The 16,901-nt window shown below is 70.7% G+C and carries 10 protein-coding genes; 3 read left to right on the top strand and 7 right to left on the bottom strand.

Annotated features, from left to right (window positions below; translation table 11 throughout):
• Window positions 1-232: 232 nt before the first annotated feature.
• The 7 genes from ABH928_RS36095 to ABH928_RS36065 form a co-directional block, all read right to left on the bottom strand.
• Window positions 233-1,543 (bottom strand): RIP metalloprotease, encoded by a 1,311-nt coding sequence (locus ABH928_RS36095; protein WP_370072978.1) that lies wholly within the window; start codon window positions 1,541-1,543, stop codon window positions 233-235.
• Between the two features lie 120 nt (window positions 1,544-1,663).
• A complete protein-coding gene (dxr, locus tag ABH928_RS36090) occupies window positions 1,664-2,896 on the bottom strand; it encodes a 1-deoxy-D-xylulose-5-phosphate reductoisomerase (RefSeq protein WP_370072977.1) in 1,233 nt (410 codons plus the stop codon).
• Between the two features lie 168 nt (window positions 2,897-3,064).
• The gene (locus ABH928_RS36085) at window positions 3,065-5,470 is read right to left on the bottom strand and encodes a protease pro-enzyme activation domain-containing protein (RefSeq protein WP_370072976.1); all 2,406 of its coding nucleotides are present in this window, start codon (window positions 5,468-5,470) and stop codon (window positions 3,065-3,067) included.
• A 289-nt stretch (window positions 5,471-5,759) separates the two neighbouring features.
• Complete coding sequence (locus ABH928_RS36080) at window positions 5,760-7,715, bottom strand: acyl-CoA dehydrogenase family protein (protein ID WP_370072975.1); 1,956 nt, start codon at window positions 7,713-7,715, stop codon at window positions 5,760-5,762.
• A 96-nt stretch (window positions 7,716-7,811) separates the two neighbouring features.
• Entirely contained in the window at window positions 7,812-9,257 is a 1,446-nt protein-coding gene (locus ABH928_RS36075; protein WP_370072979.1) for an aldehyde dehydrogenase family protein, read from the bottom strand.
• A 157-nt stretch (window positions 9,258-9,414) separates the two neighbouring features.
• The gene (locus ABH928_RS36070) at window positions 9,415-10,980 is read right to left on the bottom strand and encodes a PucR family transcriptional regulator (RefSeq protein ID WP_370072973.1); all 1,566 of its coding nucleotides are present in this window, start codon (window positions 10,978-10,980) and stop codon (window positions 9,415-9,417) included.
• Window positions 10,981-11,176: 196 nt separating this feature from the next.
• On the bottom strand, window positions 11,177-13,318 hold the full coding sequence (locus tag ABH928_RS36065; RefSeq protein WP_370072972.1) for an ATP-binding protein: 2,142 nt from the start codon (window positions 13,316-13,318) through the stop codon (window positions 11,177-11,179).
• Between the two features lie 356 nt (window positions 13,319-13,674).
• Here ABH928_RS36065 and gabT point away from each other — a divergent pair, with 356 nt between their 5' ends.
• From gabT to ABH928_RS36050, 3 genes are all read left to right on the top strand, one after another.
• Window positions 13,675-15,030, top strand: coding sequence for a 4-aminobutyrate--2-oxoglutarate transaminase (gene gabT / locus ABH928_RS36060; RefSeq protein WP_370072971.1), 1,356 nt, complete (start codon window positions 13,675-13,677; stop codon window positions 15,028-15,030).
• Between the two features lie 170 nt (window positions 15,031-15,200).
• The gene (locus ABH928_RS36055) at window positions 15,201-15,842 is read left to right on the top strand and encodes a C40 family peptidase (RefSeq protein WP_370072969.1); all 642 of its coding nucleotides are present in this window, start codon (window positions 15,201-15,203) and stop codon (window positions 15,840-15,842) included.
• 287 nt (window positions 15,843-16,129) lie between these two features.
• A complete protein-coding gene (locus ABH928_RS36050) occupies window positions 16,130-16,702 on the top strand; it encodes a phosphatase PAP2 family protein (RefSeq protein ID WP_370072968.1) in 573 nt (190 codons plus the stop codon).
• Window positions 16,703-16,901: the final 199 nt, after the last annotated feature.

Genomic DNA, 16,901 nt, shown 5'->3' with positions numbered 1-16,901 from the left:
ATCGGCGCACCCCCACCGACCGGGACATTCCCCACCATGATCCGACGGCTCTGACGACGCGGAGCCAACAGCTCCAGCGGCACGGACGGCATTCCCAGCGAGATCGCGGTCATTGCTTGCGTAATCCCCAAGGTGCGGCGAGGGCCACCCGGGCGCTCCGGGCAAGCCGGGCGCGCTGCTTGTCGTCGGCGCACCCAGGCCAACGGTACCGGACCGAAGTGACCACTCCGGTTCAGCCCAGTTGGACCGGGTTGACCACGTCGGCGATCATCACCAGGACGGTGAAGCACAGGAAGAGTCCCGCCACCACGTAGGCGACCGGCATCAGCTTGGCCACGTCGAACGGGCCCGGGTCCGGGCGCTTGATCAGCGCGGCGGCGCGACGGCGCACCGCCTCCCAGAGCGCGCCGGCGATGTGCCCGCCGTCCAGCGGCAGCAGCGGCAGCATGTTGAGCAGGAAGAGGGAGAGGTTCAGGCCCGCGAGCAGCTGCAGCATGGTCGCGATCCGCGCGCTGGCGGGAGCGTGCATGGCCAGCACGTCGCCGCCGACCCGGGCCACGCCGATGACGCCGACCGGCGAGTCCAGCGTGCGCGGCTTGCCCTCGAAGGCCGCGCCCCAGAGCGAGGGGATCTTCGACGGCAGTGCCACGATCGAGGACACGCCCTGGCGCGCCATGCTGCCCATCTGGTCCAGGCTCTGGCCGACGCCGAGCTGGACGGTCGGGGTGATCGGCTCGATGCCGAGGAAGCCGGCCTTGACCGTTCCGTTGGTCGGGTTTCCGTTCGAGTCGATCGCCTGGAGCGTGTTGGTGGTCAGCTTGACCGTCTTGCTGAGCGACTGACCGTTTCGTTCGATCCCGAGCGTCACCTGGTCGTCCGGGTGCTGTCGGATCGCGTTCTGCAGCTGGTCGTAGTTGGTGACCGTGGCGCCGTCGAAGCTGGTGATCTTGTCGCCGGGCCGAAGGCCGGCCGCCGCGGCCGGGGTCTCCGGGTCCTTCGCCCCGCAGGTGCCCGTCTGCGCGGAGGTCGAGTTGGTGGCCGCCACGCACTTCTGGACCACCGCGATGGTCGGCTGGGCCTGCGGGATGCCGAAGCCCATCAGCACGACCAGGAAGAGCACGAAGGCCAGGATCAGGTTCATGAACGGACCGAAGAACATGATGATGACCCGCTGCCACGGCTTGCGCGTGTAGAAGAGGCGGGTGTCGTCGCCCGGAAGGATCTCCTCATAGGACTGCTCGCGGGCGTCCTCGATCATGCTGCGCCAGGGCGAGGTCGAGCGCGCGGTCACCTTGCCGTCCGCGCCGGGCGGGAACATGCCGATCATCCGGATGTACCCACCGAGCGGGATCGCCTTGACGCCGTACTCGGTGTCGCCCTTGCGACGCGACCAGATCGTCGGCCCGAAGCCCACCATGTACTGCGGCACGCGCACCTTGAAGACCTTGGCCCAGGTGAGGTGGCCCAGCTCGTGCCAGGCGATGGAGAAGAGCAGGCCGAGCACGAAGACCACGATGCCCAGGATCGTCATCAGTGTCGTCATCGCCCAGTTGCTCCCTCTACTGCCTCTGTCATGCCGGTCGTCGTGCGTGCTGTCGTGCCCGTGTCGTCAACCTCAGGCGTGACCGCGCCGTCCGGTCGGGCCACGCCGTACATCATGCCGTCACCCGGCGGCGATCGCCTGCGCCCTGGCCCGGGCCCAGCTCTCCGCTGCGAGGACGTCCTCGACGGTCAACGAGGTTCCCTGCTGCGGAGTGCCGTGTTCGGCCACCACCTTCGCCACGGTATCCACGATGCCTGTGAATGCCAGCCTTCCCTGCAGGAACGCCTCGACGCACTCCTCGTTGGCGGCGTTGAAGACCGCCGGCGCGGTGCCGCCCAGTCGGCCCACCTCGCGGGCCAGGCCGACGGACGGGAAGGCCTCGGTGTCGAGCGGGAAGAACTCCCAGCTCGCGGCCTTGGTCCAGTCGCATCCCGGGGCGGCGTCCGGCACCCGCTCCGGCCAGCCGATGCCGAGCGAGATCGGCATCCGCATGTCGGGCGGGCTGGCCTGGGCCATCGTGGACCCGTCGGTGAACTCCACCATGGAGTGGACGATCGACTGCGGATGGACCACGACCTCGATCCGCTCGAACGGGATGTCGTAGAGCAGGTGCGCCTCGATGACCTCCAAGCCCTTGTTGACCAGGGTCGCCGAGTTGATCGTGACGACCGGTCCCATCGCCCAGGTCGGGTGGGCCAGCGCCTGCTCCTTGGTGACGCCGGCCAGCTTCTCCCGGCTCCAGCCGCGGAACGGACCGCCGCTGGCGGTGACCACCAGCTTGCGGACCTCGCGCCGGGAGCCCGCCGTCAGCGCCTGGAAGAGCGCGGCGTGCTCGGAGTCGACCGGCACGATCTGACCCGGCCTGGCGACCGCCTTGACCAGCGGCCCGCCGACGATCAGCGACTCCTTGTTGGCCAGCACCAGCACCCGTCCGGCCCGGAGCGCGGCCAGGGTGGGCGCCAGACCGATCGACCCGGTGATGCCGTTGAGCACCGAGTGGCACTCCATCCCGGCAAGCTCGGTCGCCGCGTCCGGCCCGGCCAGGATCTCCGGCAGCTTCGCCCCGGCGGGGGCCCCGGCCGCCAGCGCGGCGCGGAGCGGCTCGGCAGCCTCGGGGCGCGCCACGGCGACCACCGCGACGCCCAGCTTCAGCGCCTGCTCGGCCAGCAGCTCCACCCGACCGCCCGCCGCGGAGAGCCCGACCACCCGGAACCGGCCGGGGTTGCGCAGCACCACGTCGATGGCCTGCGTCCCGATGGAACCGGTGGATCCGAGGATCACCAGCTCCCGAGGGGCGTCGGGGTCGGCGACGGCGGGCTCGAAGCGCAGGTGCGGGTCGGCGAGAAGTGTCATACCGCCATTGTGTCGTGCCGCGCGCGGCGCCACGGACGAGGCCCGGGCGGGTTGACCGGATCTTGGTGAACACACGGTCTTCGTGGATGACGAAGACCCGGCCGCCGGTGGAGCCGGGGCCGGGTCTGCGTCATCGCTCGGTCATCCCCCATGTCCGGAGGATCGGGGTCACTGCCCGGTCGGATGGGCCTTGAACCAGGCGACGAAGTCGGCCGTGGGGCTGCCCAGGCCGGTGGTGTCGTCGTAGCCCTGCCCCGCGGTCAGCGAGCTGTCCTTGGCCATCAGGTACAGGGCCGGGTTACCCGCCTGGTCCGCACCCTCGAACGCGGGGTGGTGACCGCCGAGGGCAGCGGGCGAGTCCGTCACGTCGTGGAAGGACGACGTGCCGTTGAGCTTGTAGAGGACCGGGTTGGCGAAGCCGAACGCGCTCCCGCTCTCCTGCATGGCCAGCGCCTCCATCGCGCTGAACATCGGGCAGGCGAGGCTGGTGCCGCCCATCGTCCCGTGCTGGTACTGGCCACCGGACATGGAGAACGTCTGGCCGCCGTCGGACGTGGGCGCGGCCACGGCGTTGCCCATGGTCTCGCCCAGCAGGATCCCGGTCCCCGGGTCGGCCAGCATGCCCACGTCGGGCACCTCACGCTGGGCCTTGCCCGAGACGTTCGACAGCGAGGTGGGCACGATGCCGGACTGGAACGGCGGCGCGGGGAAGACGGCGCTGTTGCCACCACCGCCACCGCCCTGGAAGGTGCCGGTCGAGCCGTAGGACGTCCCGCTGATGGGGTAGGACTCGTCGCCCCAGGACGTCTCCCACTTGTAGTTGCCGCCCGCGTCGGTGCCGAGGGCCGTGCCGCCGACCCCGGTCGCCCAGGGGTCGGACGCGGGGAAGCTCACCGCCGGCTGGGACGACGGCTGCTGCTGTGCCTGGGTGTAGTCGCCGCTGTCGCCGCTGGAGAAGTTGAAGTTGATCCCCTCGATCGCGCCCTGCTGGAAGATCTGCGCGGCGGCGTTGAAGTCGTTGGGGTCGGTGCCCGCTTCCTGACCACCCCAGGAGTTGCTGACGATGTCCGCGGTGTGGTTCGAGACGATCTTCTGGAAGGCACCGAAGAAGTACTGGTCGTCAGGCTGCTGGACACCGTAGTAGACGATCTTCGCGTCCGGTGCCATCGCGTGCACCGTCTCGATGTCGAGCGTCTCCTCTCCCCACCATCCGGAGGCGTCCGCGGCCTGCGCGGTCGACGGGTACTCGGACGGGATGTCCTGGGTGAACTGGCCCGGCGCAAGCGGCGGCAGGCCCATCTCCTTGGACCACTGGTCGACGTCCTGCACGATGGTCGGCGACGCGTACGCGTCCACCACCGCGATGGTGACGCCCTTTCCGGTCATCCCGCTGGCCGCCGCGCCATAGGCGGTGCGGAGCTGCTTCGCGGTGTACCCGCACAGCTGCTGCTGCACCGGGCTGCCGTCCGAAGCCGCGGGCAGGCCGGAGGCGCGCTGCCCCCAGAAGGTGCTGCAATCGGCGGAACCGGCGCTCACCTCCAGGTGCGGCGTCTGAATCGGGCTGGAGGTGGTCAGACCGGTGACGGCGGAGACGTAGTTGCCCACGTCGGAGGGGTACTGCGGCTGGGAGGTCGGCGCGATGTCGACGCGGCCCGCGTGCTTGAAGCGGTGGATCTGGACCTTGAGCGTCTGCTCGACCTCGCCGATCGTGGTGGAGACGGTGATCGACTGCGCGTCCTTGTTCAGGACCTTCATGCCGGCCTGCTGCACCCACTGCGTGACCGCCGCACCCGCGTTCGCGCCGTTGGCGAACTGGGTGTTGAACTGAGTCGGCGTCAGGAACTGGTGGTACTTGGGGTCACCGGGCGTACCGACGGACTGGGCGTAGGACCGCAGGTTTGCCGGCGACGCCTTGGCGAACCACACCTGGCCGGACACCACGGTCTTGGCGTTGGCGGCACCGATGTCGTTGGACGGGACGGCCCACGACGGCGGCGACCAGGAGTCGCCGCTCTGGAAGGCCATCGTGCCGTCCTGGCTGCCGGACTTCGAGTTGCCACCACCCCCGCCGCCCGACGACGCGATGACGATGCCGCCGACGGCCACCACCGCGAGGGCCACCACGGCACCGATGAGCATCCGCCCACGACGCTTTCCTGACGGGCGGTTCGACCCACCGGACCCACCTGCGCCGGACGGGCCGGACGGGCCGGACGGACCGAACGGGCCACCGGGTCCGCCCGGACCGCCGCCGAAGGGCGGCTGCTGCGGCGGCTGGCCGCCGTACGGATTCTGGGGCGGCTGCTGCGGAGGCTGCTGACCGCCGTAGGGGTTCTGCGGAGGCTGCGGCTGACCGCCGTACGGATTCTGCGGAGGCTGCGGCTGGCCACCGTAGGGGTTCTGCGGCGGCTGGGGCGGCTGCTGACCCGGGAAGGGCTGCGGCTGCTGCGGCGGCCGACCGTACGGGTTCGGCGGCTGCTGCTGCGGCGGTTGCTGCGGATAGGGCTGGGGTGGGCCGCCGTACGGCGGCCTGGGCGGCTGCTGCGGGTTCTGCCCGTACGGTGGGTAGCTCACCTTGGGACCTGCTCCTCGTCATCGGTCACGCCGGGAGCGGCCACACAACGGCCTCACAAGAATGCTTCGCAGCGCGCGGTCCCCCGGCGACCTCATTCATCGCACGCCAGAGCGCATCGTAGTGGTGACCGCCTGTCAGCCGACCAGGGGGTGGCCCGGATTCACGTAACATGTTCACAAACGAGGGCACCACCCCCCGCGTTGCGGTCACCAACGGCCTTCCGATCGATCGATCCACCGCTCCAGCGACCGATCGACCAATCGACCAGAAGCGCTCAATCGCAGGCGATCACTCGATCGTCCGGTGCACGTTCTCCCGCCGGGCCGGGCCCGGTGTGGCGTCAGCGATCCAAGGGCCCTCGCCGGAGGGGTCCAACACGCCCTCCTCCAGCCAGAGATAACGACCCGCCAGCACATTCCGACTGAGCGTTCGATCGTCCCGATCGGTGTTGGTCCACAGTCGATCGAAGAGTTCCTCGGTCCGGATCCGCGCCTGTGCGCAGAAGACATCCGCCAGTTCGTACGCGCCCCGGCCCGCCTCCGCGCCGTCGCGGGTGCGCAGCAGTTCGGCCCGGACGCAGACGGCGCTCATCGCGAACAGTTCCGCGCCGATGTCGACGATCCGCGCCAGGAAACCCTGTTTGGTCTCCATCCGGCCCTGCCAACGCGACATCGCGTAGAACGTCGATCGCGCCAACTTCCGTGCGCTGCGCTCGACATACCGCAGGTGCGGCGAGAGGTCCCGGCAGCCCGACGGGTGGAACTCGCGGTAGGAGGTCGGCACCTGGCCCGGTCCCGCGACCAGCTTGGGCAGCCAACCGGCGTAGAACGCACCGGCCTTGGCCGCCGCGCGACCCTTACGGCGCAGGTCCGCCTCCGGTTCGATCAGGTCGCCGGCGACCTTCAGGTGCGCGTCGACCGCCTCGCGGGCGATCAGCAGGTGCATGATCTCGGTCGAGCCCTCGAAGATCCGGTTGATCCGCATGTCCCGCAGCACCTGCTCGGTGGGGACCGCGCGTTCGCCGCGCGCCGCCAGCGAGGCCGCCGTCTCGTAGCCGCGTCCGCCGCGGATCTGCACCAGTTCGTCGGCGATCAGCCAGCCCATCTCCGAGCCGTAGAGCTTGGCCAGCGCCGCCTCGATCCGGATGTCGTTGCGCTGCTCGTCGGCCATCTGGCCGGACAGTTCGAGCACCGCCTCCAGCGCGAAGGTGGTCGCGGCGATGAAGGAGATCTTGGACGCGACCGCCTCGTGCTCGGCGATCGGCCGACCCCACTGTTCGCGGGCGGCCGACCACTCACGGGCGATCTTCAGACACCACTTGCCCGCGCCGACGCACATCGCGGGCAGCGAGAGGCGGCCGGTGTTGAGGGTGGTCAGCGCGATCTTCAGACCCTCCCCCTCACGGCCGATCCGGTTCCCGGCCGGCACCAGGACACCGTCGAAGCGGGTCACCCCGTTCTCGATCCCGCGCAGCCCCATGAAGGCGTTGCGGTTCTCCACGGTGACACCGGCCGACTCGGTCTCCACGACGAAGGCGGTGATCCCGCCACGGTGCCCCTCGGACTTCGGCACCCGGGCCATCACCACCAGCAGGCTGGCGACGACGCCGTTGGTGGTCCAGAGCTTGACCCCGTCGAGCACGTAGCCGCTGCCGTCCTCGGTGGGCGTGGCCGTGGTCGCCAGACGGGCCGGGTCGCTGCCGACGTCCGGCTCGGTCAGCAGGAAGGCGGTGATGTCGGTGGTCGCGCAGCGCGGCAGGAAGGCCTGCTTCTGCTCGGGCGTACCGAAGATCTTGAGCGGCTGCGGTACGCCGATCGACTGGTGCGCGGAGACCAGCGCCGCGATCGCCGGGCTGACGCTGCCGAGCAGGGTGAGCGCCCGGTTGTAGTGCACCTGGGTGAGGCCGAGCCCGCCGTACTCGCGGTCGATCTTCATCCCGAAGACGCCCAGTTGCTGCAGGCCCTTGACCACCTCGTCGGGGATCTGCGCGTCCCGCTCGATCACCGCGCCGTCGATCTTCGTCGCACAGAAGTCGCGCAGACGGGCGAGGAACTCCCCGCCCTCCCGCTCCGCCGCCTCGTCCGGCAGCGGGTGCGGGTGGATCAGGTCCAGCCGGAAACGGCCCAGGAACAGTTCCTTGGCGAAGCTGGGCTTTCGCCAGTCCTGTTCCCGGGCCTCCTCCGCGACACGGCGGGCTTCACGCTCGGTGACCTTGGGGGCAGCATGGGGGACGGAGCCGGACACGGGGCATCACCTCGACGGTGGGATACCTGCCAGTATGACCCGACCGTACGCTGAGTGCCTCCATGGTCACCAGGGGTGAGACGGTGCTGTGCTCCGTCAGAGGGCCAGACCGGTGAGCACGAGGACGCGCTCGTAGGTGTAGTCGGTCATCGCGTAGGCGACACCCTCGCGGCCGATGCCGGAGTCCTTGACGCCGCCGTAGGGCATCTGGTCGGCGCGGTAGGACGGGGCGTCGCCGACGATCACGCCGCCGACCTCCAGCTCGCGGTGGGCCCGGAAGGCCACCTGCACGTCGTGCGTGAAGACACCCACCTGCAGACCGAACTTCGAGTCGTTGACCGCGGCGAAGGCCTCGTCGACGCCCTCGACCTTCTGCAGCGACAGGACCGGGCCGAAGACCTCCTCGGTCGCCAGCGTCACGCCGCCCGGCAGCTCGGCGACCACGGTCGGCGCGTAGCTGGCGCCGTCCCGCTTGCCACCGGCGAGCAGCTTGGCGCCCGCGTTGACGGCCTCGTCCACCCAGGACTCGACGCGCTTGGCGGCGTCCTCGCTGACCAGCGGGCCGACGTCGACGGCGTCGTCGGTCGGGTCACCGGTGACCTGCACGCCGACCTTGGCGACGACCTTCTCCACCAGACGGTCGTAGACCGACGCGTCGGCGATCACGCGCTGCACCGAGATGCAGGACTGGCCGCCCTGGTAGTTGGCGAAGGTCGCGATACGGGACGCGGCCCAGTCCAGGTCCGCCTCGGAGTTCCAGTCGCCGAGCACGACAGCGGCGGCGTTGCCGCCCAGCTCCAGGGTGACGTGCTTGCGCGGCACCGAGTCGAGGATCGCGTAGCCGACCTTGTCGGAGCCGGTGAAGGAGATGACGGGCAGACGCGGGTCCTGGACCAGCGCCGGCATCCGGTCGTTCGGCACGGTCAGCACAGACCAGGAACCGGCCGGCAGGTCGGTCTCGGCCAGGATCTCGCCGAGCACGAGCGCCGAGAGCGGAGTGGCCGGGGCCGGCTTGAGGATGATCGGGGCACCGACGGCGATGGCCGGGGCGACCTTGTGCGCGACCAGGTTCAGCGGGAAGTTGAACGGCGCGATGCCGAGCACGACGCCGCGGTTGAAGCGGCGCACGTAGCCGAGACGGCCGGTGCCGCCGGCGTCGGTGTCGAGCCGCTGACCCTCACCGCTGTTGAACCGGCGCGCCTCCTCGGCGGCCCAGCGGAAGACGGAGACGGCACGGCCGACCTCGCCACGGGCCCACTTGATCGGCTTGCCGTTCTCGGCGGTGATCAGCTGCGCGATCTCCTCGGTCCGCTCGGCGAGGCGCTTGGACACGTGGTCCAGCGCGGCGGCCCGTACGTACGCGGGGGTCGCGGCGAACTCGTCCTTGACGGCGTAGGCGGCGGCGACGGCCTCCTCGACCTGCGCGTCGCTCGCGATGCCCACCTTCGCCACGACCCTGCCGTCGTACGGGTGGTGCACATCAAGCGTCTCGGGGCCGGTCTCCTGCCGTCCCGCCAGCCAGAATGCGTAGGTGGTGGTCACCGCGGTCACCGGTCCTTCCGTCCATGGTCCTGAGGGATCTACGCCTTCAACGGTAGGGCGCGGAGGACGTGATGAAGCTTGTCCGGACTGTATGAGTTGCCACGGCCCTGTGCTCCGGAACGGCGAGGTAGTTGCGAGCCCTCTGATCGGAAGTTCTTCACTCACCGGAGGCGCGGAGCGCCAGCCAGAGCTCCATGCGGACGTCCGTGTCGTCCAGCGAGCGCCCCAGCAGTTCCTCCACCCGCCGCATGCGGTAGCGGAGCGTGTGCCGGTGGACGCCGAGATCCGCCGCCGCCGCGTCCCACTGGCCGTGGCGGGAGAGCCAGGCCCGCAGGCTGGCCTCCAGGTCACCGCGCGAGGTGCGGTCGTGCTCGCGCAGCGGCCGCAGCAGGCCGTCCGCGAAGGCCTGGACCGCCTCGTCTCCGAGCAGCGGTAGCAGCGACCCCGCACCGACCTCGGAGTGGTCGACGCTGCGCCTGCCGCTGCGCAGCGCGACGGCGAGCGCGCGCTCCGCCTCCGCCGCGGCGGGACCCGCGGACTCCAGCATCGTCGGAGAGGAGACACCGACGGTGACCGACTCCAGGTCGGCCGCCAGGTCCGTGCAGACCTGGTGCACCATCCCGCCGTCGACGGCGATCAACACCAACCGGTCGCCCTCGGGTGCCAGCAGCAGCGACTCTCCGGTCCGGGACGCGGCCTGCTCGGCGCGGTCGCCCAGCTCGGCCAGGCCGTCCCCCTCGGCGACCAGCACCCGCACGGGACCCTGCGGCAGACCGCCGAGCAGCGCGTCGGCGACCTCCTTGGCGATCACCGTCTCCCCGGCCAGGACCAGGCGCAGCAGCGCCGTCCGCATCCGGTCCTCGGCGCGGCGCAGGTCGCGCGAGCGCTCCAGGGTCAGCGTCAGCAGCGCGACGGCGGCGTTGACGACGTAGCGCTCGCCCGAGGTCAGCCGGTCCTCGGTGCCGACCGCGAGGAAGCCCCGGGCGCGGCGGTCCGCGCCGAGGGACTGGAGCACCACGTAGTCCTGGGTGTCCTGGGTGTCGCCCTGCAGCGATGCGCTCGCGGGCGCGGGGCGGCTGCGCAGCCGGTCCACCTCCGGGCGGAGGCGTCCGGCGCGGCGCGCGGCCCAGTCCGGAGCGGACACGACGACGGTGCCGGAGGCGTCGTAGAGGGCGGCCCAACCGCCGAGCCGGGAGGCAAGCCGACCGACGACCGCCGCCGTCCCGTCCTTGCCGAGCGCCGCCCGGGTGAGCTCCTCCTGCGCCTCGAAGCTGGTGGCCACCGCCCGGTACTGCTCCGCGGCCAGCGCCGCCGTCACCGCCTTGCTGATGGCGATGAACGGCGTCAGCTGCGGCACTTCGAGCAGGGGCAGCTCACGCTCGGTGGCGGCCTCGATCAGCGCGGCGGGGACCTCGGCATAGGTCAGGCCCACCCCGATGCCCAGTCCGGCCACTCCGGCGTCGGCCAGCCGGTGCACGTACTGGCGCAGCTTCTCCTTGCCCTTGCCGAGCTTGAGCCCGGTGGTGAGCAGCAGCTCCCCGCCCTCGAGGTACGGCACGGGGTCGTCCAGCTCGCTGGTGTGCACCCACCTAACCGGCCGCTCCAGCGCGGTGTCTCCGGCCCGTACCAGCAGGCCGAGGCCGGGCATGGCCACGAGCGACTCGATGGTCACGCCGGTTGCCCGAACGTCGTCGTCGGGGCGAGGGGGCTTCTCTTGAGACATGACACCTTCGACCGGCAGAGTCGGCGCACCGCGTCGTTGCGGCGCTCCGGAGGAGCTGGTTGCGCGGAGCTGGTTGCGTACGGATGAGCGAGCTTGGACGACACGTCCAAGCCCTTTCGACTGATTCTGCCTGAGTGGAGAAGCTACTCGCGCGTCGGGAAACCTGACCCGGAAACCAGAGCCGGTCGAAGCCGGGTCAGGGAAGCTTGATCATCAGCGGCGGCACCTGCGTCCCGTCCACCGAAGTGAGCGAGACCACGGCGTGCCCGCGCGGCAGCACCTGGGCCAGGTCGGACGCGGACCAGCGGCGCCGCTCGACCTTACGGGTGGTGACGCTCTCCGTGTGCGCCCGCTCCCCCGCCAGCACGGTCCGCGCGCCGCGGAACAGCTTGCGGATCATGCCGCCGGACATGTCCGGCGCGCGGGTCACGTCCTTCTCGTCGACCCAGACGGTGCCCCACGACTCCGCGAAGAGCTTGCCGTCCCAGGGCGCGATGCCCGGGAAGGCCATCCTGCCGCCGACCGCCCCGAAGAGCGGGGCGCGCAGCTGTTCGGGCAGGTCGATCAGGGTGCGCAGCATCAGCAGCGCGCCCGCGTTCGCGCCGCGCAGGCGCTGGATCGTCCGGATCGCGTGCGAGTCCACCGCGGCCGAGGCGTCGTCCACAACCAGGCCGGCGAAGAGCGAGCGGTCCTGCCGGTTGGCCGCCGCGTGCAGGAACTGGCCCACCGCCAGACGCGCCAGGATCCGGGACGCCTCCGGGTGGCTGTGGTCCGGCAGCGCGACCCGCACCCGCAGGGGGTGGTCCAGGGCTCGCAGCGCGAAGAGCGGAAGCGGCTCCGGGCCGCCCTCCGAGGGGTTGAAGAAACCCGCGAAGACCGGTCGGTCCAACAGCGCCAGACGGTCCGCCAGCAGCGTGCCCGGGTCGTCGACGGTCCCGTGCATCCGCTCGCGCTGGGCGAGTTCGTGCTGGTAGGCGGGCAGCGCCCCGGACTCCTCGACCGCGTCGAGCAGCGCCGCCCACGCGGTCTGCTCACCGCGCAGCAGCAGCACCAGCTCCCGGACACCGGGCAGCCGCCCGTACGCGGTGTGGAACGGCCCGGCGATCTGCTGCAGCGCGAGGCGGGCGCCCTCGGCGCGCAGCGCCAGCTCGTCCGGCAGCAGCGCGTCCGCGAGCCGGGCCGCGGCCTCGTCCAACTGTCGTGCGCCGCCGAAGAGATCGAGCCCGTAACCGGAGTTCGGGTCACCGGGCGAGACGACCACGTCGTACCAGTCGTCCGGCCCCAGGTCGGCGTCGGTGGCCCCGACCGCGACGACGACCGCCGAGCCGGTCAGCGCCTGGAGGCAGAGCGCCTCGGCGACCGGCCGGGCCAGCCGGGTGGTCTTCCCGGTACCGGGCGGCCCGACGGCAAGGAGGGAGGTGCCGAGCAGCAGCGGGTCCAACGCGAGGTCCGCGCCCCGGTACTCGGTCGGGTTCTTCGGCACGCTTTCGACTGCGCCGAGCCGGACCTGACGCAGCAACAGGTCCTGCGCCGGACTCCTCCCGGCCAGGTCCCGCGCCCCCGACGGATGCGCGCAGGCCGCGGCCCCGTGGTCCCGCACCGCGCCGAGCAGCGCGCCGAGCCGGTCCGGATCGTGCCGGACGCAGGACAGCGCCTGCAGCAACCGCTGGTGGTCGACATCCCCGACGTGCCGCTGCGCGGTCTCGGCGTCCAGCAGCGCGAGCGTCCCGGGATGCGCGACATTCCGCAGCGGCTCCCACACGTCCGCCGGTTCCTGATCGGCGGCGCCGGTCGGCGGCGCGGACGCCCCCGCCGCACCACGCTGCGGCTGCGGCCGTGCCGGTGCCTTTGCCTGTGGCATCGGCTCACCGGCCGTGGAGAGCTGCCGCAGCAGCGGACGTCCGTACCGTCGCCACACCACCTTCCACCGGCCCATCCGGCCGAAAACCCAGACGAACAGCGCCAGCAGCGGTACATAGAGGAGATAGGAGAGCGTGATCGCCCACCAGTCCTTCTGCCCTGCCGCGCGGGTGAAGCCCGGGAGCAGTATGGAGACCAGCCAGACGAACGGGCCCTGGACCAGGTCGAACAGCACGTACGCGACGACCAGGTTGAGGCCTGCTCGCAGCAGCAGCTTCCCGCCGGGGACGGCCTCGTCGGCGAGCGCCTGCTCGTCCCGGTCGATGGGCGCGGGGCCGAGGCCGAAGACGCCGACAGGGCCCGGGTGCCGCGCCGTGGTCGCCCAGCCGACGAGGTCGAACCCCGCGCCGCCACCGGACTCGCCGTGCTGCGGAGGGATCCCCGTACCTGTGGGAACCCGGGGCGGGGCGCTGGGCATCGGCGGGATCACCGACGGATCGGGCGACCGGTCAGGCGACGGTTCGGAGGGAAGGGCAGTGTGTCCGTCGAATGACATCGCAGTCCCGCTCCCTTGCCCCGCACACAAAGCACCGCTGTCGAAGCTCCCAATCTAGTGGAGCGGAACCGGACCATGGGCGAAAGCACACGGTTCAAGATCAGTGTCCGACAAGGACAACTCCGGTTCCGGTTCACTCCCCTTCGGCGTATGCCGGAGTCGGGGTCCCGCCGTAGCCTGCTGAAAGGGACGATCCCCTTGAACGTCCAGGCGCCCGATCGACTTCGATCACCCGCCGACTCGATCACCCGCCGATCTCACGCATGGGAGACCACCTCATGAGCGCTGCCCAGCTTCCCGGCGGCCCCTCGCTTCCGCAGGAGCGCCGCCTCGTCACCGCGATCCCCGGTCCGAAGTCGCAGGAGCTGCACGCACGCAAGCTCAACGCGGTGGCCGCCGGTGTCGGCACCACCCTTCCCGTCTACATCACCCGCGCCGGTGGCGGCGTGGTCGAGGACGTGGACGGCAACTCCCTCATCGACTTCGGTTCCGGCATCGCCGTGACCAACGTGGGCAACGCCGCCGAGCTGGTCGTCGAGCGCGCTTCGCAGCAGCTGGCCGCCTTCACGCACACCTGTTTCATGGTCACCCCCTACGAGGGCTACGTCGCCGTCGCCGAGCAGCTCAACGAGCTGACCCCGGGTGACCACGACAAGCGCACCGCGCTGTTCAACTCCGGCGCCGAGGCCGTCGAGAACGCCGTCAAGATCGCGCGTGCCTACACCAAGCGCACCGCCGTCGTGGTCTTCGACCACGGCTACCACGGCCGCACCAACCTCACCATGGGCATGACCGCGAAGAACATGCCCTACAAGCAGGGCTTCGGTCCGTTCGCCCCCGACGTCCACCGCGTCCCGCTGGCGTACCCCTACCGCTGGCTGACCGGCCCGGACAACTGCGCCGCCGAGGCCGCCGCCCAGGCGATCGACATCATCAACAAGCAGATCGGCGCGGAGAACGTCGCCGCCATCGTGATCGAGCCCATCCAGGGCGAGGGCGGCTTCATCGAGCCGGCCAAGGGCTTCCTCCCGGCGATCGTCGAGTACGCCAAGGCCAACGGCATCGTCTTCGTCGCCGACGAGATCCAGACCGGCTTCTGCCGCACCGGCCAGTGGTTCGCCTGCAACGACGAGGGCATCGTCCCGGACCTGATCACCACCGCCAAGGGCATCGCCGGCGGTCTGCCGCTGGCCGCCGTGACCGGCCGCGCCGAGATCATGGACGCCGCCCACGCCGGTGGCCTCGGTGGCACCTACGGCGGCAACCCGGTCGCCTGCGCCGCCGCGCTGGGCTCGATCGAGACCATGAAGCAGCTGGACCTCAACGCCAAGGCCCAGGCCGTCGGCGAGACCATGCTGACCCGCCTGCGTGCGATGCAGGAGAAGTTCGACATCATCGGCGACGTGCGTGGCCGCGGCGCGATGATCGCTGTCGAGCTGGTCAATCCGGGCAGCAAGGACCCGAACCCGGAGGCGACCGCCGCCCTGGCGAAGTTCTGCCACAACGAGGGTCTGCTGGTCCTGACCGCCGGCACCTACGGCAACGTGCTGCGCTTCCTGCCGCCGCTGGTCATGCCGCAGCACCTGCTGGTCGAGGGCCTGGACATCATCGAGAACGCGTTCGCCGCGCTCTGATCCGCGGTTCTCCTGGAGATCCGGGAAACCGGAGCTCCAGGGCTCCCCTCGTTCGACTCACCTGTGCCCCCATCGGATTCGTCCGCGATTCGTTTGCGGCTTCGTCCGATGGGGGCACAGTGCTGCTCCGAGTGGGCCAGGGGCGGCAGTTCCGGGTAGTGATGCGGGCCATGACGCTCCGTCGCATGATCGCCTTCCGGATCGGCTCACAGCTGACCACCCTGTTCTGCGCGTTCGCGCTCGCGCTGACCGCCGTGATGGCGGTCCCCGTCTCCGCCCGTGCCGACGACGGCTCCTCCCCGGTCGGCACCATCACCGAGCGGATGCGCGGTTTCCAGGCTGCGCAGGTGGCGCTGGCCGAATTCGGCGTCCCCTACTCGTGGGGCGGCGGCAGCCTGCTCGGACCCACCCTCGGCTTCTGCGACGGCACCAACGGCTACCTGAACGGGCGGTGCATGGCTGACCACACCGTCGGCTTCGACTGCAGCGGCCTGGTCCGGTACGCCTGGTTCGAGGCCAGCGGCGGCACGGTCGTCCTCCCCCACTACAGTGCCGCCCAGGCCCAGCTCGGCCGCGCCGTCCCCAATCGATCCGATCTGCTCCCCGGTGACCTGCTCTTCTTCGCCGACCCCGGGGGCCCGATCCACCACGTCGGTCTTTACCTGGGTAATGGCGCGATGATCCACGCCGAGCACACCGGTACCAATGTCGCCGTGCTCCGCGATGTCTTCGACGACCCCACCTGGGGTCCTCGGCTGGTCGCGACCGTGCGCCCCGAACCCGCCGCTTCACAGCCTCCTGGCGTAGCGTGAAGAACGTGTGCGGACCTGATGGCGGGTGGGTGAGGCGGATCGATCGGCGTCCTGAGGTGACGTACTGTCATTGGCAGATGGAGAAGCACGACATCGCCGAGGACACCACATTGGACTCGTCGTTGAGTCCCTTCAGCCGATCGACAGAACGCCGAGCTCAAACCCCCCGGGCCAAGCGGAACGTCGATCACATCAGCCGCCCCGGAGCTCTCCCCCCTGCTCCGGGGCGGCTACGTGTTGCCCTGACGTCGGTGTGGTTCCCGATCGTGCTGGGTCTCATCCTCCTCGTGCTCACGGAGCAGGTCCTCACCAACGGCCCGCTGTTGGCGGTCGACCGCTGGACACGCTCGACGGTCCAGGGCTGGGCGGCGTCACTCCGGCACTGGCCGTGGGTCGACGGCACCGCAGAACGTTGGACGGACATCGGCCTGCCGGAGATCTCGGGCACGGTGCTGACGCTCGTGACCGTGGTGGCGACCGCCTGGAAGCGTTCCTGGCGGCCGTTGGCGACGGGCGTTCTGGCGGCAGTCGTACTCTTCGGGACGGTGATCCCGGGCAAGATCCTCATCGCCCGCCCCGGTCCCGCCGGCGCGCCGGTCGCCTCCGGCGACTGGGGCTGGTTCCCGTCGGGCCACACGGCCACGGCCGCGATCTGCCTCGGCACAGCCGCCCTTCTCGCCGCCTGCGTCCTGCCGCGACTGCGGAGGTTGATCTATGTGGCGACGACGTTCGTCTGCGTGGGCGTCGGCTTCTGCCTGATCTGGCGTAACTACCACTGGCTCTGGGACGTGGTCGCCAGCGGCTGCATCACCGGCATCACGCTCTGGTGCCTCGACCGCTGGGTCGCGCACGAGCGCTGATCCGCGGAGGCCAAGGGAGAGGCGGGCGAGCGGAAGGGGACGACGCGAACATGCTGCCGTCCCTGTGTCCCAACACCTTGTATCCCTGCCGTCCTCATACCCATAACGCAGTGAAGCCCCCTGACACATGGTCAGGGGGCTTCACTGGAAAGATTGTTCGGCGGCGTCCTACTCTCCCACAGGGTCCCCCCTGCAGTAC

The organism is Streptacidiphilus sp. MAP5-3, from assembly GCF_041262505.1.
Lineage (GTDB): Bacteria > Actinomycetota > Actinomycetes > Streptomycetales > Streptomycetaceae > Streptacidiphilus.
Note: the sequence above shows the minus strand (reverse complement) of the source record. Positions and strands in the feature narration are given on the sequence as shown.

Coding starts and splice junctions, on each gene's coding strand:
- dxr (WP_370072977.1), bottom strand. CDS start 2,896: ATGACACTTCTCGCCGACCCGCACCTGCGCTTCGAGCCCGCCGTCGCC.
- ABH928_RS36095 (WP_370072978.1), bottom strand. CDS start 1,543: ATGACGACACTGATGACGATCCTGGGCATCGTGGTCTTCGTGCTCGGC.
- ABH928_RS36055 (WP_370072969.1), top strand. CDS start 15,201: ATGACGCTCCGTCGCATGATCGCCTTCCGGATCGGCTCACAGCTGACC.
- ABH928_RS36065 (WP_370072972.1), bottom strand. CDS start 13,318: ATGCCCAGCGCCCCGCCCCGGGTTCCCACAGGTACGGGGATCCCTCCG.
- ABH928_RS36070 (WP_370072973.1), bottom strand. CDS start 10,980: ATGTCTCAAGAGAAGCCCCCTCGCCCCGACGACGACGTTCGGGCAACC.
- gabT (WP_370072971.1), top strand. CDS start 13,675: ATGAGCGCTGCCCAGCTTCCCGGCGGCCCCTCGCTTCCGCAGGAGCGC.